Here is an 18,653-nt window from a genome sequence, read left to right as displayed (position 1 = left end):
GAACAGCTGACAGGGCCGCGCGCCCGGGGGTGCCGTACGGAGGTCACGGGGCCCGGCGCGGCGGGTTCCCGGGCGGTCCGGCCCGGCCGCTCTCCGCCCGCACGACGTCGACCAGGGCGTGCAGCCGGGGGGAGGCGGCCAGTTCCTCCAGGGTCACCGGGCGCCCCTCGGCGTCGGCCACGGGCAGGCGCCAGTTGGGGTACTCGTCCCAGGTTCCGGGGAGGTTCTGCGGACGGCGGTCACCGACGGCGTCCGGCAGCCAGACACCGATCAGGCGCGCCGGGGTGCGCATCAGGAAGCGGTGCACGGCCTGGATCTCGGCCTCCTCGGCCGAGGAGGGCGCCCCTCCGTCCCGCCCCCGCAGCAGCCCGAGCCGGGAGAGCAGCGCCAGCCACTCCCGGGTGTCCGCGGCCGCTGCGGCCCGTTCCTCACCGAGGGGGCGGGTCAACAGGCCGAGCCGGTCGCGGAGCTCGACGTGTTCGCCGGTGAGCCGGGCCGCGGTGGACGGCAGGTCGTGAGTGGTGGCGGTGGCCAGGCAGTCGGCGCGCCAGCGGTCGAGGGGCAGGGGCGCGCCGTCGCCCTCCCAGTCGCGTTCGAACCACAGCACCGAGGTGCCCAGCACCCCGCGTTCCTGGAGTCTCTCGCGCACTCCGGGTCCGACCGTCCCGAGGTCCTCGCCGATCACCAGCGCTCCGGCCCGCGAGGCCTCCAGCACCAGGATCGCGAGCATCGCCTCGGCGTCGTGGCGGACGTACGAGCCCTCCGTGGGCGGTTGTCCCTGGGGGATCCACCACAGCCGGAACAGGCCCATGACGTGGTCGATGCGCAGGGCGCCCGCGTGCCGCAGGAGGGCGCGCAGGAGGTGGCGGTAGGGGGCGTATCCGGAGGCGGCCAGGCGGTCGGGCCGCCAGGGCGGCAGGCCCCAGTCCTGGCCGCGGGCGTTGAAGGCGTCGGGGGGCGCGCCGACGGACATCCCGGCGGCGAAGTACTCCTGCTGCGCCCAGGCGTCGGCCCCGTCGGGGTGGACCCCGACGGCCAGGTCGTGCACCAGCCCGACGGACATGCCCGCGTCGCGCGCGGACCGCTGGGCGGCGGCGAGCTGGGCGTCGGTGAGCCAGGCGAGGCGGCTGTGGAAGTCGACGCGGTCCATCAGTTCGCCGCGCGCCCGGGCGGTCTCGGACGAACGGGGGTCGCGCAGACCGGCGGGCCAGCTCCGCCAGTCGCTGCCGTGCGCCTCGGCGAACGCGCACCAGGTGGCGTGGTCCTCCAGCGCCTGGCCCTCCGCGGCGAGGAAGTCGGCGTACGCGGCCTGCCGGCCGGGCCCGAGCGGCACCGCGCGGACCGCTTCGAGCGCCTCGCGCTTGAGGTCCCACACGGCGTCGCGGTCGATCAACGCGCCCTTGCGCAGGACGGATTCGCGCAGCCGCTCGGCGCGCTCGAGCACCGCGCGCAGCTGGTCCCGGTCCTCGGCGTACGGGTATTCGGGGATGTCCTCGACGCGCAGGTGCACCGGGTCGGGGTAGCGGCGGGAGGAGGGCCGGTACGGGGAGGGGTCGGTGGGGTCGCCGGGCACCGCCGCGTGCAGCGGGTTGACCTGGACGAATCCGGCGCCGAGCGCCCGGCCGGCCCAGGCGGTCAGCTCGCCGAGGTCGCCGAGGTCGCCCATGCCCCAGGAGCGGCGGGAGAGCAGGGAGTAGAGCTGGACGAGCAGGCCGTACGCGCGTCCGGGCGGGGCGGGGAGCCGGGCGGGGGCGGCGACGAGGTGGACGTCGGCGGTGCGGCCGTCGGGGGCGGTGGCGTGCAGCGCGTGGACGCCGGGCGGGAGCCGGTCGGCGGACGCGCGGGCCTCGCCCCGTTCGGTGGTGACGCGCAGCAGGGTGCCGTCCGGCAGCCCGGCCAGTGCGGCGGGGGCGTGACCGTCCCAGCTCACCAGCGTCGGCGGCAGCAGCCGGGCCGCCGTCTCGGCCTCGTGGAGCGCGAGGGCGGCGCGTACGGCGTCCGGGGTGCTCGCGTCGACACCGAGCGCCGCCAGGATCGCGACGAGCGCGGCGTCCGTGGCCGCGACCGTACGGTCCGGGGAGGGGCTGTAGGAGGCGGCCACGCCGTGCAGTTCGGCGAGCCGGGACAGGGGTGTCCGCGGCGCGGGCTCGGACGGCGGCCGCGGCGGGCCGGCGGGCTCCCTGGATGCCATCAGGCCCCCGACGCGGCGCCGGTCGAGGTGGGCTCGCTCGTCAGATGGGCGGCGTCGGCCAGCGGCGGCTCGCTGGTCAGCGGTTCCGCGTCGGGCAGCGGGGGTTCGCTGGTCAGCGGCACCTCGGCGCAGGCGCCTTCGGCGCTGAGCAGGCACAGGTGGGCGCCGTCGGGTTCGGTGGAGGCCCGGCCGGCGCGGGGGCCGGGGACGGACGTCTCCGGTCCGCGTTCGGACAGGGCCGAGAGGAGAAGGTGTGCCGATGCGGCCACGGGGGCCTCCTTGTCGAGGTCGGATCGGGCGCCCGGGGCATTCCGGGGGATCGTGCCGGAATCGGATGCCCTGGTGGTTACCGCAGCCCTACCCAGCGGGCGCGAGGGCAGACGCGCACGGACGGACAACGTGCTCCTGGTCACACGCCGTCGCCGCACCTCGCCTCCGGACCACCCGTCCAGGCTGGGGCAATCCTGACACTTCGACCGCCTTCGTTGACACGTTCACCACGCGGATGGTGGGCTCGTCGCCACCCCGACATTGCGGTGGGGGCGGCGAGCTACGAGGGGGGAACGTGCGGCTCCGGCGTGGAAGAGGGGCGACCGTGCTCGCGCTGGCCGTGGTCGCGGGCGCACTCGGCACGGCTCCGGCTGCCGTCGCGGCGCCCTCCGGTCCGGCGGCCGCCGCGGACGACCGGTCCACCGGCGGTGTGCCCGCCGTCTGGCCCCGCCCGCAGTCCCTGCGCCCGAACGGCACTCCCGTCACGGTCACGGACGAGGTCGTCCTGGTCACCGGCTCGACGACGGCGTCCGGCCCTCCCGGCGGCACCCGCTCCGGCTTGTACTCCCCCGGCGCCCCTCAGGCTCCGTACGCCCCCGGCGTGGCCATCGATCCGCGCGCCTCGGAGACCCCGCCCGACCCGTACGCCCTCGAGGCGTTGCGCGCGCTGCTGCGACAGGCCGGCGCCCGCAGCATCACGACGGCGCGCGACGGCGACACGCTCCCCGCGCGCGCTCTGGTGATACGGGTGGGCACGGAGCCGGCGAACTCCGGAGGTCAGGGCGCGCGAGGCGTGAGCTCCTTCTCCGCCACGGGCGCCGGACCGGATTCCCTGGAGCGGGTGCTCACGGCGCTCGGCGCCGCGCCCCGCGCCGATCTCCCCTCCGGCGGCTACCGGCTGGCCGTCGGCCGCGCCGACGGACGCGACACCGTCGCCCTCGCCGGAGTCGGCGAAGACGGCCTGTACCACGCGGTACAGACGCTGCGCCAGCTCCTCGGCGCCGACCGCCGGATCGCCGGCGCAGTCGTCCGGGACTGGCCCGGCACCGCCGCGCGCGGCACCACCGAGGGGTTCTACGGCAGCCCCTGGACCCCCGAACAACGCCTCGCCCAGCTGGACTTCATGGGGCGGACGAAGCAGAACCGCTATGTCTACGGTCCCGGCGACGACCTCTTCCGGCAGGCGCGCTGGCGTGAGCCGTACCCGGCCGGGCAACGCGCCCACTTCCGGGACCTGGCGGACCGCGCGCGCCGCAATCACGTCGGGCTGACCTGGGCGGTGGCCCCCGGGCAGGCGATGTGCTTCTCCTCGGACGCCGACGTCCTGGCGCTCACCCGCAAGCTCGACGCGATGTGGGCCCTCGGGTTCCGGGCCTTCCAGCTCCAGTTCCAGGACGTCAGTTACACCGAGTGGCACTGCGAGGCGGACGCGGACGCGTTCGGCTCCGGTTCGGAGGCGGCGGCGAAGGCGCAGGCCCGGGTGGCGAACGCCGTGGCCCGGCACCTCGCCGCCCGCCACCCGGACGTGGCCACGCTGTCCCTGATGCCGACGGAGTACTACGAGGACGGTTCGACCGCCTACCGCCGGCAGCTGTCGAGCGCCCTGGACGAGGGCGTCGAGGTCGCCTGGACGGGCGTCGGGGTCGTGCCGAAGACGATCACGGGCGGCGAACTGGCGCGCACCCGCGAGGTGTTCGGCAGCCACCCGCTCGTCACGATGGACAACTACCCCGTCAACGACTACGCGCAGGACCGGGTGTTCCTGGGCCCCTACCAGGGACGCGAACCGGCGGTGGCCACCGGCTCGGCCGCCCTGCTGGCGAACGCGATGCCCCAGGCCGAGGCCTCCCGCATCCCGCTGTTCACCGCGGCCGACTACGCGTGGAACCCCCGGGACTACCGGCCGCAGGAGTCCTGGAGCGCCGCGATCGAGGACCTGGCGGACGGCGACGCCCGGACCGAGGACGCCCTGCGCGCGCTGGCCGGGAACGACGCCTCCTCCGTCCTGGGCGGCGAGGAGTCGGCGTATCTGCGCCCCCTGATCGAGGCGTTCTGGCAGGCGCGGGCGGGCACGGACCGCGCCGCCGACGAGAGCGCGGCGACACGGCTGCGCGCCGCGTTCACGGTGATGCGCGAGACGCCGGGGCGGCTGGCCGGGCGCCCGATCGCCGTCGAGGTGGAGCCCTGGACCGAGCAGTTGGCCCGCTACGGCGAGGCCGGCGAGACGGCCGTAACCCTGCTGAGCGCCCAGTCGAGCGGCGACGCCACGGCCGCCTGGACGGCGTACCGGACGCTGAACCGGCTGCGCGCCGAGCTCGCGGCGAGCGGGGTGACGGTCGGCGAGGGCGTGCTCGACCCGTTCCTGACGAAGGCCCGCACGGCGTACGAGAAGTGGGCGGGTCTCGACAACGGGCCCGCCACGGGCGACGGCGCGCGGCAGGACCCCGGGGCGCCGGCGGGCCGCGGCACGGGGACCGGCGGGGACGCGACGGCGGACGGCGCCGACCCCGCGGACGGCGGCTCCCCGGACGGGACGGCACCCGGGGACGACCCTCGAGGCCAGGACGACGGCACGGGACAGGACAGCCGTGTCGTCCGCCTCCCGCGCCCCCGGGCGCTCAGCGCCGTGAGCGTGCTCACCGATCCCGGCACGACGGGCTTCGTCGAGGCGCGTGTCCCGGGCGAGGGCTGGCGGTTCCTCGGTCCGCTGGACGCCGGGGGCGCGACGGAGATCGGCGCGGTGGGCGTGCGCGCCGACGCGCTGCGGGTCAGCGGTCCCACCCGTGCCCAGGTCCGTCACCTCGTGCCGTGGTTCGCCGACTCCCCCGCCGTGGCACTGGATCTGGCCCGCTCCGTGACGGACGTGGAGATCGGCGGCACCCAGCGGGTGGGGGTCCGGCTGAGGTCGCTGCGCCCCTCCGACGTGCGCGGTGAACTGACCGCTCACGGACCGAAGGGCGTCGAGGTCGAGGTCGCGCGGTCCTCGCCGACCCTGCGGCGCGGCGCCGTCGTCGACCGCCTCGTCGAGGTGACCGTCCCGCCGGGGACGCCCCCCGGCACGTACGACGTCACGGTCGCCTTCGGCGCGCAGACCCGGACGCTGACCGTCCGCGCCTTCCCGCCCACGGCGGGCCCCGACCTGGCCCGCACCGGCACCGCCTCCTCGTCCGGCGACGAGACCGCCGACTTCCCGGCCGCCGCGGCCCACGACGGTGATCCGGGGACCCGTTGGTCCTCCCCGGCCGAGGACGGCGCCTGGTGGCAGGTGCGGCTGGCCGAACCGGCGCGGCTCGGCCGGCTCGTGCTGAACTGGCAGGAGGCGCACGCGTCCGCGTACCGCGTCCAGGTCTCCGCGGACGGACGCGTCTGGCGCACCGCGACGACGGTGAACGACAGCCGCGGCGGCCGCGAGTCCCTCCGCTTCGACGAATCCGACGTCCGCTACGTACGCGTCCAGGGGATGACACGGGCGACGCGGTTCGGGTATTCGCTGTGGTCGGTGGAGGCGTACGCGGTCGCGGAGAAGGCCGAGGGGCAGGAATCCCCCGCCGGGTGAACCAATGGCCCTGAAGTGATCGATAGACAGGGTGTGAGACTGTTCCGCCCCTTCAGGGGCCACCGGGAGGACGACACGGACGCGGCGCTGCTGCGGGCCGTCTCGGACGGGGACTCGGCGGCGATGGCCGCGCTGTACGACCGGCACGCCGGCTGGCTGCACACGCGGCTGACCCGGCGCTGCGCCGATCCCGAGGTCGTGCGCGAGGTGTTGCAGGACACCTTCGTGACCGTCTGGCGGTCGGCCGGCACCCACCGGGGCGCGGAGGCCGGCGGCTGGCTGTGGACGATCGCCGCGCGGCGTCTGGTGGACGCGCGCCGGGTGCAGGAACGGGCGGCCCGCGTGGAGTACGCGGCGCCGGTGCCCGCGCCCTCCGCCGAGGACCGCGTGCTGGCGGAACTGGAGTACGGCGACGTGGGCACGGCCCTGGACCGCATCTCTCCCGAACTGCGCGAGGTGCTGCGGGCCACGGTCGTGGACGGGCTGACCACCCGGGAGACCGCCCGTCTGCTCGGCATTCCCGAAGGCACCGTCAAGACGCGTGCCATGCGCGCCCGCGCCGAACTCCGGGCGGCCCTCGCCCAGCTGAACCCGCCGCAGAACACCTCCCGGCATCCGTCCCTGGTTCCGTCCCCCCTGGGAGGCCCGGCATGACCGGTTGGCACGCCCCCGACGACCTCGTCGCCCGCTACACGGACGGCTCCCTCCCGGAGTCCGACGCCTGGTCCCTGGAGAAGCACGTGGAGCGCTGCGGGTCCTGCGCCGCACGGGTCTCGCACGCGGTCCGGTCGGGCGCGGCCGGGACGGTACTGGCGGAGGTCCGCGACGCGGTCCTGACCTCGGTACGCGAACCCGCACCCGCACCGAGCAGGTCGGCGGTCTTGGCCGCGCGAGCCGTCGGGGGGTGGCTCGCGCGGATCGTCTGGGCCGCCGGACCCGCCGTGCGCGGGTCCTGGGCCGGGGCCGTGGTGCTGGTCGCCGTGGGGGCGGTCGCACTCACGTACGGGGGCGACTGGGCGGGCGCACGGCCGCTGCTGCTGGCCGTCGCCCCCGTCGTTCCCGTGGCCGGGGTCGCCCTCTCCTACGGCAGGCACGCCGATCCGCTGCACGAGATCGTCGCGTCCACCCCTTCCGGCGGCCTGCGCCTCCTGCTGATGCGGACGGCCGCCGTGCTGGCGGTCAGCCTGCCGACGCTGACGGTGGCGGCTCTGCTCCTCCCCGGCTCGGGCCCGCACCTGCCGGCGGGGCCGACGACGGCCGGCTGGCTGCTGCCGGGGCTCACTCTGACCCTGGCCTCGCTCGTGCTCTCCGCGTACGTGCGATGCCGTACCGCGACGACGGTGATCGGCGGGGGCTGGCTGTTCGCGGTCACGGCTCCCCTCCTCGCGGACACCGGCACCAGCCTCACGGCCCGTCTCACCGAGCAGCTCTCCCTCTATTTCTCCGGCGCCCCGTCGCAGGGGGGCTGGGCAGCGGCGACCGCGCTCTGCGCCCTCCTCCTCGCCGCGCGCCGCACCGCGTACAACCGTCTGGAGACGATGTGAACAGCACCGGTACGACCGGCACACCTGCCGTCGGCAGCGACGACGGTCCCGGAACGGTCCCGGAACGGCACGGGGAGCACGGCCCCCGGACCGTCGCCGTACGGGTCTCCGGCCTGACCGTCCGGCACCGCAGGAACACCGCCCTGGACGCCGTCGATCTGGACTTCGCCCCCGGCGTGCACGGCCTGCTCGGCCCCAACGGCGCGGGCAAGACCTCGCTCATCCGCGTCCTCGCGACGGTCGCGGAACCCACGGCGGGCCGGGTGGAGATGCTCGGCGGCGACCTGCGCGACCACCGGGCACGCGGCGCGGTGCGCCGGGAACTCGGTTATCTGCCGCAGGACTTCGGGTACTACCCGGGCTTCACGGTGCGGGAGTTCGTCGCCTACGTGGCTTGGCTGAAGGAAATGCCGCGCGCGGCCGCCTCCGACGCGGTCGAACGGGCCGTGGCCCGGGTCGGCCTCGGCGACCGGATCGACGCCAAGGTGAAGACCCTGTCCGGCGGCATGATCCGGCGCGTCGGCATCGCCCAGGCCATCGTGAACGACCCCCGGCTCCTGCTCCTCGACGAGCCCACCGCGGGCCTCGACCCGGAACAGCGTGTCGAGTTCCGCGCGTTGCTGCGGGAACTGGGCCGGACCGCCACCGTGATCGTCTCCACCCACCTGGTCGAGGACGTGGCCGCCGCCTGCACGGACGTGACCCTGATCGAGGCCGGCCAGGTCGCCTACCGCGGCACGCCCAGCTCACTCGCCGCGCTCGGCGCGGACGGCCACGAGGCCGACGGCAACGCCATCGAACGCGGTTACACGGCGGCCCTGCGCGGCCACCGCGCGGCCACGGGGGCCGGCCGATGAACATACGCCTCCAGCCGGGCGGAGACGGCCCGTCACGCACCCCTGCCCGGACCGACACCACCCCGGACCTGAACCCGAACCCGGGCCCGAGCAGCGCGTCCCCGGACCCGGACCCGGCCGGCGCGTCCTCCGACACGGACCCGGGCGGCGCCGCCGGCCCCGAGTCCGGCCGGAACGGCGGGCTGATCCCGCGACCGGGCGGCCGGGCCCAAAAGCCCCGCTCCGCGCCGCACCCCCTGCGCGCCGAGTGGCTGCGCGGCTTCGCCCCCTGGGCGGGCGCGGCGCTGCTGCTCGCTCTCGCCTGGGCCACGGCCGCCAGAGCGGACCAGTGGCAGGGGAGCTGGGGGATGACGACGGAGACGCTGAGCACCGCCGCCGCCCTGATCGGTGTTCCGTTCGCACTCGCCGCGGGCTCCTGGCAGGGCGGCAGGGAACGCAGGCGCCGGACGGCGGAGCTGCGCTCCTCCACCGCCCGTACGCCGCTCGTCCAGTTCCTGGCGGCCGCCCTGCCGCTCGCCGGCTGGCTGGTCGCGGCCCATCTGCTGGTGGTCGCGGGCACGTTGGCGGCCTGCGCGCCGTACGCGTCGGCGGGCGGACCCGCGTTCGTCGTGCACGCCGGGAACACCCTCACGCTCGCCGCCTGCGCGGTCCTCGGTCACGCGGCCGGGCGGGCGATCCCCTTCCGGCTGACCGCTCCGCTGCTCGCGATCGGCGGATACGTCGTCATCGGCGTGCTCGGCACCCAGCAGTCCGTCCTGCGCTACCTCGCGTTCTGCATGGTCCAGGTCCGCGGTGACCACGACCTCACCGTCTGGTGGTACCCGCTGCTGTCGGCCCTGTGGGCCGCCGGGCTCGCCGCCGCCGCGGTCCTGGCCCTCGCCGCGTACCGCCGTGCCACCGCGCTGCTGCCGCTCGCGGCCGCCCTCGGCGCCGCCGTCCTCCTCGTCCAGACCGGCGACGGCCTGCTGCGCGACAACCCGCTCGCCCACCGCCAGGTGTGCGACACCTCGACCACCCCGAACATCTGTGTCAACGCGAACTATCCGGGCATGCTGCCGGAGGTGACCCGGGCCCTGTCCGGCCTCACCGGCCGCCTGGAGGGCGTGCAGAACCTGCCGACCCGTTACGAGGACCTGGGGCGGCCCCCGCGCCGGGGCGAGGCAGAGCTGCCGAACCTCACCCCGTTCGGCTGGAACGCCGTCCGCGGCGAGGTGACCGATCCCGGACGCTACGCGTGGGAAGCGGCCTACATGCTGGTCCGCTTCGACTGCGGGGGACCCCCGTCGGCTCGACGGGTCCAGATCGCGGACGACGCCGTACTGCGCTGGCTGGCCCCGACCCCCGGGGCCGCGGATATGCGTGAGCAATTCATGGCGCGGGCGCGGGAAGACGGGGACGTGAAGAGACTCGCGAGGTACCGGGCGGAGGACAGGGCGTACGCCCGCCTCACCGCCCTGTCCGACGACGAACGCCGCTCCTGGCTCGGCCGCTACTTCGCGACCGCCGGGGAATGCGACCCGAAGCCGAGCGAGGTGCCGTCCCTGTGAACACCCCACGGACCACTCCTGTGACGCGGGCCGCACCCGGGCCCCGTCCGCTCGCCCTCTACGTCCGCTCGCGGGGCGTTCCCACGGCCCTCGCGGCCCTCGTCGGCGCCGCGCTGCTCACCGTGTGGATGGCGGGCCGTCCGGACGCCTACCTCGACCCGGAGCGCAGGGTGCCGCTGATCGCGCTGGCCCCGCTGCTGGCGTCGATGGCGATCGGCGTGAGTCTTCACACGTACACCCGCGAGCTGGACGACACCGCCGTACGCCCCTGGTGGCCGCGGCGTCTGGCTCACCTGCTGCTCCTCAGCGCCCTCGCGGCGGTGCTGCTGGCCTTCGCCGTGCCGGGGAACTCCCAGGTGTTCGGCGCGGCGGCGATGGTCCGCAACACGCTGGGGGCCGTCGGTATCGCCGCGGGCGCGTCGGTGCTGCTCGGCGCCCGGCTCAGCTGGATGCCGACGGCGCTGTACTTCAGCGCCGTGTACCTCTCGGCCTCCTCGCCGCGTGTGAGTCATGCGACAGTCCTGGCCTGGTCCATGCAGCCGGGTCCGCAGCGCGGTGCCTGGGCCGTCGGCATCGGACTCTTCGTGGCCGGGACGGCACTCTGCGCAACCCGCGGGGCCCGTCCCGAAGGACCCCGCGGCTGACACGGGATCCCACCGGACGGCCCCGCGAGCCGACACGAAAGCCCGGATCGTCAGGCGGAAATGCCGTCGATCCGGGCCATCGCGTCATCCGCGCCGTACGGCTGGAGGTAGGGCAACCAGCGTGGGTCCCTGTGCCCGGTTCCGATGATGCGCCAGGCGAGCCCGGACGGCGGGGCCGGTTTGTGGCGCAGGCGCCAGCCGATCTCGACCAGGTGCCGGTCGGCCTTGGTGTGGTTGCAGCGGCGGCAGGACGCCACCACGTTGTCCCAGGCGTGCTGACCCCCGCGGGAGCGCGGGACGACGTGGTCGACGCTGGTTGCGACGCCACCGCAGTACATGCACCGGCCGCCGTCGCGGGCGAACAGAGCTCGCCTGGTCAGCGGGACGGGCCCTCGGTAGGGAACCCGTACGAACCTTTTCAGCCGGACCACGCTGGGTGCGGGGACAGTTACGGTCGCGCTGTGCATGAAGGCGCCGGATTCCTCGAGAGAGACGGCCTTGTTCTCGAGGACGAGGACGAGCGCGCGGCGGAGCGGTACGACGCCGAGGGGCTCGTACGACGCGTTGAGGACCAGGACATGCGGCACGGATGCCTCCTTGTACGCCGGCGGCGCGTGGCTCGCGCCGGGACGATCTGCAGTCAGTCTCCCCTCATGCCTGGTGGAAGCGCCACCATGTCCCGGTAACGGGCTGGGAGTGTTTTCGACCACACCTCATTCCTCCCCAGGTGAGTGGTGTCTCTCCCCCGCGTAAGGCAACAATCCACGCGCGATGCCCCGTTAGTGTGGTGGTTCTGCCCGAACGGCGCCCCTCGTGTCCCCGGCCGTGGGCAGACCGCTACGCCTGGAGGTACCTGCTGTGTCCCTGCCCGTCCTACTGGCCCTCGCCACCGGTTCGACCCCGTCGCCGACCCCCGTGTCGCCGACCTCGACCGTTCCGGCGACTCCCACGCTCCAGGACGCCCAGGAGAGTGCGACCCACGCCGCCAGCTGGGTCGAGGAGAACTGGTCGACCTGGCTGGCGATCGGTCTGCGCGTCCTGCTGATCCTGGTGATAGCCGCCGTGCTCAGAGTGGCCGTGCGGCGGGCGATCACCAAGCTCATCGACCGGATGAGCCGCACCGCGGAGGCCGTCGACGGCACGACGCTCGGCGGTCTGCTGGTGAACGTGGAGCGCCGTCGGCAGCGCTCCCAGGCCATCGGGTCGGTGCTGCGCTCGGTCGCCTCCTTCCTGATCATGGGCACGGCCGCGCTGATGGTCCTCGGCACGTTCGAGATCGACCTGGCCCCGCTGCTCGCCTCGGCCGGTGTGGCGGGTGTCGCGATCGGTTTCGGTGCCCGCAACCTGGTCACCGACTTCCTCTCCGGCGTGTTCATGATCCTCGAGGACCAGTACGGCGTCGGCGACCAGATCGACGCGGGCGTCGCCTCCGGCGAGGTCATCGAGGTCGGCCTGCGGGTGACCAAGCTGCGCGGCGCCAACGGTGAGATCTGGTACGTCCGCAACGGCGAGGTCAAGCGCATCGGCAACCTCTCGCAGGGCTGGGCCACGGCCGGTGTCGACGTGACCGTGCGCGCCTCGGAGAACCTCGACCGGGTGAAGGCCACCCTCGACGACGTCGCCGAGCGGATGAGCAAGGAAGAGCCCTGGAACGAGCTCCTGTGGAGCCCGATCGAGGTCCTCGGCCTGGACAGCGTGCTGCTCGACTCGATGGTGGTCCGGATCTCGGCGAAGACGATGCCGGGCAAGGCCCTCACCGTCGAGCGCGAACTGCGCTGGCGCGTCAAGCGCGCCTTCGACGAGGCCGACATCCGCATCGTGGGCGGCGCGACCGCCCCCCTGGAGGAGGACGCCGTGGACCCGGCCGCCGCGGTCGCGGCCCCGTCGGCCTTCGCCAACGCGGACTCCCCGCAGTCGATGGCGACGACCCCGATCGCCCAGCCGTCGTCGGCGGTTCCGGCGAAGTAGGCGGTACGGGCGGTAGAAGCCGTACGAGTCGTACGAGCGGCATGAGCGGTACGACAGGAGGCGGCACCCGGGAAGTTCCGGGTGCCGCCTCCTCGGCTTGTCCGGGAAGGGGCGGAACGGTTCAGCACGCTCGTTCGAGTGAACAGCCGCGGCATTCCTGCACCGGAATCCCTCCGGGTGTCCCACCCTTCTGCCGGGGCACCCCGTGCGGGCTTAGCCTGGCATCAGCGTGACAAGGAGAACCAAGGATGCGTGTCGAAGCCATCGTGGAGCCGGTCATGGAGCCGAAGCAGGACCCCATCGATTTGTTGATCGCGATCGAGGAGGCGTCACAAGCGCCCACTCGACCCGAATACGTCGAGGGGATGGTCATCGTGCCGCCGCAGCCGAACGACAACCACAACGATGGAGCCGGCGAGCTGTACTACCAGTTCCGAGCGGCCGGGATCCGCCTCGCCGGCTTCAACAACGGCTACCGCGCCGCTCACAAGGACGGCGGCACCATGGCGTTGGTGGTCCCCGACTTCTACGTCCGCCGCCGCAGGCCGTCCGAGTTGGACAAGGCATACTCCAAGGCACACAGGGGTTGGTACCCGATCGACATGCTCTCCCTGGTCGGCGAGGTCACATCCACCAACCACGAGACCGACACTGGCCCGAAACTCCGCACCTACGCCGCCGCGGGCGTCCCCGTCTACGTCCTGATCGACCGCCACACCGGGACGGCCCACTGCTACGCGGACCCTGTCCTCCCCGGCGACGACCCCACCGAGGCCTACTACGGCACCGACACCAAAGTCGCCCTCGGTGACCCGCTGCCCCTCCCGGCCCCGTACCCCACCCTGGACACAGCCCCGTTCCTCACGGACTGAGCGGAAGCGGACCGCACGTCAGCCGGTAGGCCTCCTCGACCCAGGGCTCCTTGCCGGGGCTCACGCCACACTGGAGGAAGGCGGTACTGTCGCCGGACCAGGTCGTCACACTGCCGTAGACATCCTCGTCACGGCCGGGGCAGGTGACGGTGAAACTCGCGTTGACGACCGTGACGCCGTTGGCCTGCACGAAGCGGCCGGGCTCTCCGAGGGTGCCGGTCTTGATCTTGTCCCGTGGACGACCCTTGGACGTCTGCCCCGGTCTCGCCAGCATGCCGGGGGCGAGGTGGAGATGACCGGCGAGTGAGGCGACGACGCGTCGGTCGGTGGGACCGTCCGCGACGGTGTCCACACGAGCGCCCACCGTGCGCACATGCACGACGGGGTACTCGATCTCTCTTCTGTCGCCCTTGCGAACCTTCACTACGGGGGACACTTCGGTGAGCCGTCTCTCCCGCTGCGTCATGACCCAATGAATACGCCCGGACCGGCAGGACGAGACGGAGGGGGAGGCAGACACGGAGGCCGTCGCACGGGGCCGCTCCCCCGCCTCCGCCGCACACCCCGCCGTCGGCACCACCGCGCACAGCAGCGCCACCACCGCCCACCCATGACGCCGGGTCATCCCGCTTCCCCCGTCCCCGTATGCTCCCCGCCCGGGCCTCCGGCGGGTTCGAACGACCGCACTATCTGGCACAGCGCGATGAACGCGGCACCCCGGAACAGGGGACCTCTGCCGTTCAGCCGGTCCCCCTGTACTTCCACCCGGACTTCGCCCAAAGCCTCGTCGAAGGTCACCGAGCCCTGTGCGGACAGCCTGGAGAAGAACCGGAACGGGCGCCAGCGGAACCTGACCCGATTACCGCTGTCCGACCAGGTGACGGCGAACGCCCTTTTCGCGGCGCTCAGTTCGGCACGGATCCGCGCGGAGGGGATGTCCGCCAGGGTGTGCGTCTGGGTGCCCCGCAGGACATCCCCGGCGACCGGGATCCCCAGGCCGCGGGCCCGGCGCAGCAGAGAGCACGTCCGGTGGACGGCCCAGGCCAGCCAGAGCAGCGCCCAGGCCGGCAGGAGCAGGGCCGTATCGGCCAGCGTCGACCAGGAGAGCCCGCTGTCGACGAACCCGGTCACCCAGGCCACACCCATCCACGGCAGGGAGTCCACGAAGGTGGCCCCCCAGAGGCTCAGCAGGAGTCTTCCACGGGCCATGCGCTGCCGTTCCACTCGCTCAGGTGCCGGACCCGGCTGTCCACCGCGAAGGGGCCAAGAACCAGGAAGCTGTGACTGTAAGCCCTCTGACCAGCCAGAACAGAGTTCGTGACGCAGTCGTGACGCACCGGTGCGGCGGCCCTGGATTCCGTGGGACGCGACGACACCCGGAACGCCCTTCACGAGGGGGCCGCATTCCCTCCACATCTCGCGATCACTTACTGTCCCCCTCACGACGGACTCTCGTTCTGGAGCGCAACGCCCCGGGGTCCGCCGCGAAGGTGGGAGATCCATGCGCAAAATCGCCATAGGCGCCGTCGCGTCCGGCGCCCTGGCCCTGTCCGCCCTGGCCGTGCCGGCCGCGTCGGCCACCACTCCGGACTTCACCTTCTCGAAGGTGGTCGTCAACGGCGGCACGGCGATCGTCGTCGGCACCACCAACATGGTGGACGTACCGGTCACGTACACACTGACCCGCCCCGCCGACATCGTGATCGACTACAAGACGAAGGCCGCGGGCGTCGTCCTGTACCGGGGTTCGCTCTCCCGGGTCGAGAACGAGGTCGGGAACGAGGACGCGCCCACCTGCACGACCACCGCCACGACGGCCACGACGGTGACCGAGTCGTGCAAGGAGACGGTCGTCATCGACCCGTTCTCGCTGTTCGAGAGCTCGGACGCCGGCACCTGGCACGCCGCCGGCTACTACGGGCGCGTCGACTCCGACGAGGACGACTCCGACGGCCACGTCAGCTTCGACTACGCCGACGACATGTGGGGCCCGCTGGCCTCCGCGCAGGTCAAGCGCGCCGCCAAGCTCACGGTGAACGCCGGTCCCGAGCCGGTCGGCAAGGGCAAGACGCTCACTGTCACCGGCAGCCTGACCCGCGCCACCTGGTACGGCTACAAGGACGCGAACTACACGGGCTACACCGGCCGACCGGTCGCCCTCCAGTTCAAGGCCAAGGGCGCGACCGCCTACACGACCGTCAAGACGGTCACGTCCGGAACCTCCGGCGCGCTCAAGACCACCGTCAAGGCCTCCGCCGACGGCACCTACCGCTTCTCCTTCGCCGGGACGTCCACGACCGGGGCGAAGGCGGCCACCGGGGACTACGTCGACGTGAAGTAGGCCCGCGGCGCGCCACGGACGCGCGCCGCCCAGCACCGACGCACCGCCCTCGAGGCAGCGACTCCGTCGCCTCGGGGGCGGTTTCCCTTGACGTCCCCACCTTCCTCGGCCTACTTTCCTCGCACAGCAATAGGAAACTTTCCTAACAATGATCTCGCGGTGGACTTCCCGAAGGCACCCCTGGGAAGCTGGTCGGCCAGGAGAAGGGCAGGTGGCGACAGCCATGGCAGGATCCGCCGGTACGCCGGGCACTCCGCGCGTCCTGCGCGCGATGAACGACCGCGCCGCCCTCGATCTGCTGCTCGAGCACGGCCCGCTCTCGCGGACCCGGATCGGCAAGCTCACCGGCCTGTCCAAGCCCACCGCCTCGCAGCTCCTCGCCCGCCTGGAAGCGGCGGGCCTGGTGCTCGCCACCGGCACGAGCGAGGGACGACCGGGCCCCAACGCCCAGCTGTACGAGGTCGATCCGGGCGCCGGCCACGCGGCGGGCCTGGACGTCACGCCCGAGCGCATCCTGGCCGCCGTCGCCGACATCACCGGCCGCACGGTCGGCGAGTACGAACTGCCCACCCCCGGACGCCGCCCGGCCCAGCCCGTCGTACGCCAGGTCACCGACGCCCTCGACGGCGCGGTGAAGGCGGCCGGGCTCGCCCGGGACGACGTCCGCCGTCTCGTCATCGGCACCCCCGGCGCCTTCGACCCCAACACCGGCCGGCTGCGCTACGCCTCCCACCTGCCCGGCTGGCACACACCCACCCTCCTGGACGAGTTGGCCGCCGCGCTGCCGATGCCCGTCGAGTACGAGAACGACGTCAACCTGGTCGCCATCGCCGAACAGCGGCTCGGCGCCGCCCGGGGTCACGAGGACTTCGTCCTGCTGTGGAACGAGGGCGGTCTCGGCGCCGCGCTCGTGCTCGGCGGCCGGCTGCACCGCGGCTGGACCGGCGGCGCGGGCGAGGTCGGCTTCCTGCCGGTGCCCGGCGCGCCCCTGGTGCGCCATGTGACCAAGGCCAACAGCGGTGGTTACCAGGAGCTGGCCGGTTCGCAGGCCATCCCCCAGCTGGCGCGCGAACTCGGCGTCACGGACCTGCCCTCGGGCCCCTACGCCGAGGCCGCGGCGACCCTCGTCGAACGGGCAGCCGCCGTCGGCGAAGGCCCCTACCGGCGACTCCTGGAGACCTACGCGACCGGGCTCGCCACCGGTCTGGCCTCCCTCGTCTCCGTGCTCGACCCCGAACTCGTCGTCCTCAGCGGATCGTCGCTCACCGCCGGCGGGGAACCGCTGCGCGCGCTGGTCCAGGCCGAGCTGGAGGAGCTGGCCGCCTCCCGGCCGCGGCTCGTCGTCGGCGACGTGCACGAACACCCCGTGCTGCGCGGCGCGCTGGAGAGCGCGCTGGCAGCCACCCGCGACGAGGTCTTCGACACCTCGCGCTGACCCGGTCCCACACCCTCTCTCCGAACCCTTCCCAAGCCCGCAACTCCCCCGTCCCGCCCCGTCCTTCGCAGGGAGATCCCGCCATGCCCGGAATGTCACGAACCGTGGCCGTCGCGCTCGCCGCTTCCGCCTCGACAGTCCTCCTCGCCACCGCCTGTACCGGCCAGTCCACCTCCGACGCGAGCGACGACGCGGCCAAGGAGCAGACGATCAACTTCTGGCACGCCTGGAGCGCGCCGAACGAGGTCAAGGCCGTGAAGACGCTGGTCGCGGGGTTCGAGAAGGCCCGCCCCAACATCCACGTGAACATCGTCGGCAACATGACCGACGACAAGATCAACCAGGCGCTGCGCGCGGGCGGCGAGAAGGCCCCCGACGTCGTCTCCTCCTTCACCACCAACAACGTGGGCAAGTTCTGCTCGTCCGGTGCCTTCGTCGATCTGAACCCGCGCTTCAAGAAGGCGGGCATCGACCCCGGGACGACGTTCCCGAAGGCGATGAACGAGTACACCCAGTTCGAGGGCAACCGCTGCACGGTGCCGCTCCTCGGGGACGCGTACGGGCTCTACTACAACAAGGACGCGTTCGCGAAGGCCGGGATCGCCTCCCCGCCGAAGACCTGGTCCGAGTTCGAGAAGGACGCGAAGAAGCTCACGATCGCCAAGGGCGACTCGTACTCCCAGCTCGGCTTCATGCCGAACTACCACGGCTGGGAGTCCACCACCGAGCACTACTTCGGGCAGTTCTCGCCCACGTACTTCGACAGCAGCGGCAAGTCGAACATCGCCAAGGACCCCGCCTTCACGGCAGGGTTCACCCTCCAGAAGAAGCTGGTCGGTGAACTCGGCGGCTTCAAGAAGCTGGAGACCTACCGTTCCAAACTCGGTGACGAGTGGGGCCCCAAGCACCCCTTCCACACCGGTCAGGTCGCCATGCAGCTGGACGGCGAATGGCGGCTCGGGATGGCCGAGGAGGCCAAGCCGGGCTTCGAGATCGGCGTCGCCCCGCTGCCCGTGCCGGACGACCGGGCGGACCAGTACGGCAAGGGCTACATCACCGGCACCATCGCGGGCATCGCGTCCACCAGCAGGAAGCAGAACGCGGCCTGGGAACTGATCAAGTACATGACCACGGACACCGACGCGGTGGTCGGCTTCGCCAACGACATCCACAACGTGCCCTCCACGCTCGCGGCCCTCAAGTCGCCGAAGCTGACGTACGACCCGCGCTTCAAGACGTTCCTGGACATAGCCTCGAACCCGAACTCGACGACGACTCCGGCGTCCATCAACGGCGGCACCTACCTCGTGACGCTCCAGCAGTTCGGATACGACTACGAGAGCGGCAGGTCCAAGGATCTGAAGGCGGGCCTGGAAGCCACCGCCGAGCAGATCGACACGGACATCGCGCAGGCGAAGTAACCGCACG

Annotated in this window: 16 protein-coding genes; 11 read left to right on the top strand and 5 right to left on the bottom strand. The window is 73.1% G+C overall.

Annotation, left to right across the window (positions count from 1 at the left end; all coding sequences use genetic code 11):
• Nucleotides 1-43: 43 nt before the first annotated feature.
• Both malQ and ACFYW7_RS01790 read right to left on the bottom strand, forming a co-directional pair.
• Nucleotides 44-2,191, bottom strand: coding sequence for a 4-alpha-glucanotransferase (gene malQ / locus ACFYW7_RS01795; RefSeq protein ID WP_389497021.1), 2,148 nt, complete (start codon nucleotides 2,189-2,191; stop codon nucleotides 44-46).
• Complete coding sequence (locus tag ACFYW7_RS01790; protein WP_389497020.1) at nucleotides 2,191-2,460, bottom strand: hypothetical protein; 270 nt, start codon at nucleotides 2,458-2,460, stop codon at nucleotides 2,191-2,193. Before ACFYW7_RS01790 ends, malQ begins: the two co-directional genes overlap by 1 nt.
• Nucleotides 2,461-2,696: 236 nt before the next feature.
• Here ACFYW7_RS01790 and ACFYW7_RS01785 point away from each other — a divergent pair, with 236 nt between their 5' ends.
• The 6 genes from ACFYW7_RS01785 to ACFYW7_RS01760 all read left to right on the top strand — a co-directional run bounded on the left by ACFYW7_RS01785 (nucleotide 2,697) and on the right by ACFYW7_RS01760 (nucleotide 10,609).
• The gene (locus ACFYW7_RS01785) at nucleotides 2,697-6,017 is read left to right on the top strand and encodes a beta-N-acetylglucosaminidase domain-containing protein (RefSeq protein ID WP_389497019.1); all 3,321 of its coding nucleotides are present in this window, start codon (nucleotides 2,697-2,699) and stop codon (nucleotides 6,015-6,017) included.
• 33 nt (nucleotides 6,018-6,050) lie between these two features.
• On the top strand, nucleotides 6,051-6,671 hold the full coding sequence (locus tag ACFYW7_RS01780; protein ID WP_389497018.1) for an RNA polymerase sigma factor: 621 nt from the start codon (nucleotides 6,051-6,053) through the stop codon (nucleotides 6,669-6,671).
• Nucleotides 6,668-7,561, top strand: a complete 894-nt coding sequence (locus tag ACFYW7_RS01775) for a zf-HC2 domain-containing protein (RefSeq protein ID WP_389497017.1) — start codon at nucleotides 6,668-6,670, stop codon at nucleotides 7,559-7,561. The genes ACFYW7_RS01780 and ACFYW7_RS01775 overlap by 4 nt, the downstream gene beginning before the upstream one ends.
• A 113-nt stretch (nucleotides 7,562-7,674) precedes the next feature.
• The gene (locus tag ACFYW7_RS01770) at nucleotides 7,675-8,418 is read left to right on the top strand and encodes an ABC transporter ATP-binding protein (RefSeq protein WP_389498516.1); all 744 of its coding nucleotides are present in this window, start codon (nucleotides 7,675-7,677) and stop codon (nucleotides 8,416-8,418) included.
• On the top strand, nucleotides 8,415-9,965 hold the full coding sequence (locus tag ACFYW7_RS01765; RefSeq protein WP_389497016.1) for a hypothetical protein: 1,551 nt from the start codon (nucleotides 8,415-8,417) through the stop codon (nucleotides 9,963-9,965). Before ACFYW7_RS01770 ends, ACFYW7_RS01765 begins: the two co-directional genes overlap by 4 nt.
• Nucleotides 9,962-10,609 (top strand): hypothetical protein, encoded by a 648-nt coding sequence (locus ACFYW7_RS01760; RefSeq protein ID WP_389497015.1) that lies wholly within the window; start codon nucleotides 9,962-9,964, stop codon nucleotides 10,607-10,609. Before ACFYW7_RS01765 ends, ACFYW7_RS01760 begins: the two co-directional genes overlap by 4 nt.
• A 50-nt stretch (nucleotides 10,610-10,659) precedes the next feature.
• Here ACFYW7_RS01760 and ACFYW7_RS01755 read toward each other — a convergent pair whose 3' ends face one another.
• The gene (locus ACFYW7_RS01755) at nucleotides 10,660-11,196 is read right to left on the bottom strand and encodes an HNH endonuclease (RefSeq protein ID WP_389497014.1); all 537 of its coding nucleotides are present in this window, start codon (nucleotides 11,194-11,196) and stop codon (nucleotides 10,660-10,662) included.
• Between the two features lie 271 nt (nucleotides 11,197-11,467).
• Here ACFYW7_RS01755 and ACFYW7_RS01750 point away from each other — a divergent pair, with 271 nt between their 5' ends.
• Nucleotides 11,468-12,577, top strand: a complete 1,110-nt coding sequence (locus ACFYW7_RS01750) for a mechanosensitive ion channel family protein (RefSeq protein ID WP_389497013.1) — start codon at nucleotides 11,468-11,470, stop codon at nucleotides 12,575-12,577.
• A 248-nt stretch (nucleotides 12,578-12,825) separates the two neighbouring features.
• On the top strand, nucleotides 12,826-13,449 hold the full coding sequence (locus tag ACFYW7_RS01745; protein ID WP_389497012.1) for a Uma2 family endonuclease: 624 nt from the start codon (nucleotides 12,826-12,828) through the stop codon (nucleotides 13,447-13,449).
• Here the strand turns inward: ACFYW7_RS01745 and ACFYW7_RS01740 are convergent.
• Both ACFYW7_RS01740 and ACFYW7_RS01735 read right to left on the bottom strand, forming a co-directional pair.
• Nucleotides 13,439-13,915, bottom strand: coding sequence for a hypothetical protein (locus ACFYW7_RS01740; RefSeq protein ID WP_389497011.1), 477 nt, complete (start codon nucleotides 13,913-13,915; stop codon nucleotides 13,439-13,441). The two genes, ACFYW7_RS01745 and ACFYW7_RS01740, sit on opposite strands and share 11 nt — an antisense overlap.
• A 155-nt stretch (nucleotides 13,916-14,070) precedes the next feature.
• Nucleotides 14,071-14,658: a hypothetical protein gene (locus ACFYW7_RS01735; RefSeq protein ID WP_389497010.1), complete on the bottom strand. Its 588-nt coding sequence runs from the start codon at nucleotides 14,656-14,658 to the stop codon at nucleotides 14,071-14,073.
• A 292-nt stretch (nucleotides 14,659-14,950) separates the two neighbouring features.
• On the opposite strand from ACFYW7_RS01735, the gene ACFYW7_RS01730 reads away from it, so the two are divergent.
• The 3 genes from ACFYW7_RS01730 to ACFYW7_RS01720 all read left to right on the top strand — a co-directional run bounded on the left by ACFYW7_RS01730 (nucleotide 14,951) and on the right by ACFYW7_RS01720 (nucleotide 18,646).
• The gene (locus ACFYW7_RS01730) at nucleotides 14,951-15,790 is read left to right on the top strand and encodes a hypothetical protein (RefSeq protein WP_389497009.1); all 840 of its coding nucleotides are present in this window, start codon (nucleotides 14,951-14,953) and stop codon (nucleotides 15,788-15,790) included.
• A 223-nt stretch (nucleotides 15,791-16,013) separates the two neighbouring features.
• Complete coding sequence (locus ACFYW7_RS01725; protein WP_389497008.1) at nucleotides 16,014-17,225, top strand: ROK family protein; 1,212 nt, start codon at nucleotides 16,014-16,016, stop codon at nucleotides 17,223-17,225.
• Between the two features lie 83 nt (nucleotides 17,226-17,308).
• Nucleotides 17,309-18,646 carry an ABC transporter substrate-binding protein gene (locus ACFYW7_RS01720; RefSeq protein WP_389497007.1) on the top strand — a complete coding sequence of 446 codons (1,338 nt, stop codon included), beginning with the start codon at nucleotides 17,309-17,311 and terminating at the stop codon, nucleotides 18,644-18,646.
• Nucleotides 18,647-18,653 lie beyond the last annotated feature (7 nt).

The organism is Streptomyces sp. NPDC002580 (assembly GCF_042889485.1).
In the GTDB taxonomy this organism is placed as follows: Bacteria; Actinomycetota; Actinomycetes; order Streptomycetales; family Streptomycetaceae; genus Streptomyces.
The sequence above is the reverse complement of the archived record's forward strand: the minus strand, read 5'-3'. Positions and strand labels throughout refer to the sequence as shown.

Coding starts and splice junctions, on each gene's coding strand:
- ACFYW7_RS01720 (WP_389497007.1), top strand. CDS start 17,309: ATGCCCGGAATGTCACGAACCGTGGCCGTCGCGCTCGCCGCTTCCGCC.
- ACFYW7_RS01765 (WP_389497016.1), top strand. CDS start 8,415: ATGAACATACGCCTCCAGCCGGGCGGAGACGGCCCGTCACGCACCCCT.
- ACFYW7_RS01740 (WP_389497011.1), bottom strand. CDS start 13,915: ATGACGCAGCGGGAGAGACGGCTCACCGAAGTGTCCCCCGTAGTGAAG.
- ACFYW7_RS01775 (WP_389497017.1), top strand. CDS start 6,668: ATGACCGGTTGGCACGCCCCCGACGACCTCGTCGCCCGCTACACGGAC.
- ACFYW7_RS01725 (WP_389497008.1), top strand. CDS start 16,014: ATGGCAGGATCCGCCGGTACGCCGGGCACTCCGCGCGTCCTGCGCGCG.
- ACFYW7_RS01730 (WP_389497009.1), top strand. CDS start 14,951: ATGCGCAAAATCGCCATAGGCGCCGTCGCGTCCGGCGCCCTGGCCCTG.
- ACFYW7_RS01745 (WP_389497012.1), top strand. CDS start 12,826: ATGCGTGTCGAAGCCATCGTGGAGCCGGTCATGGAGCCGAAGCAGGAC.
- ACFYW7_RS01785 (WP_389497019.1), top strand. CDS start 2,697: ATGGTGGGCTCGTCGCCACCCCGACATTGCGGTGGGGGCGGCGAGCTA.
- ACFYW7_RS01735 (WP_389497010.1), bottom strand. CDS start 14,658: ATGGCCCGTGGAAGACTCCTGCTGAGCCTCTGGGGGGCCACCTTCGTG.
- malQ (WP_389497021.1), bottom strand. CDS start 2,191: ATGGCATCCAGGGAGCCCGCCGGCCCGCCGCGGCCGCCGTCCGAGCCC.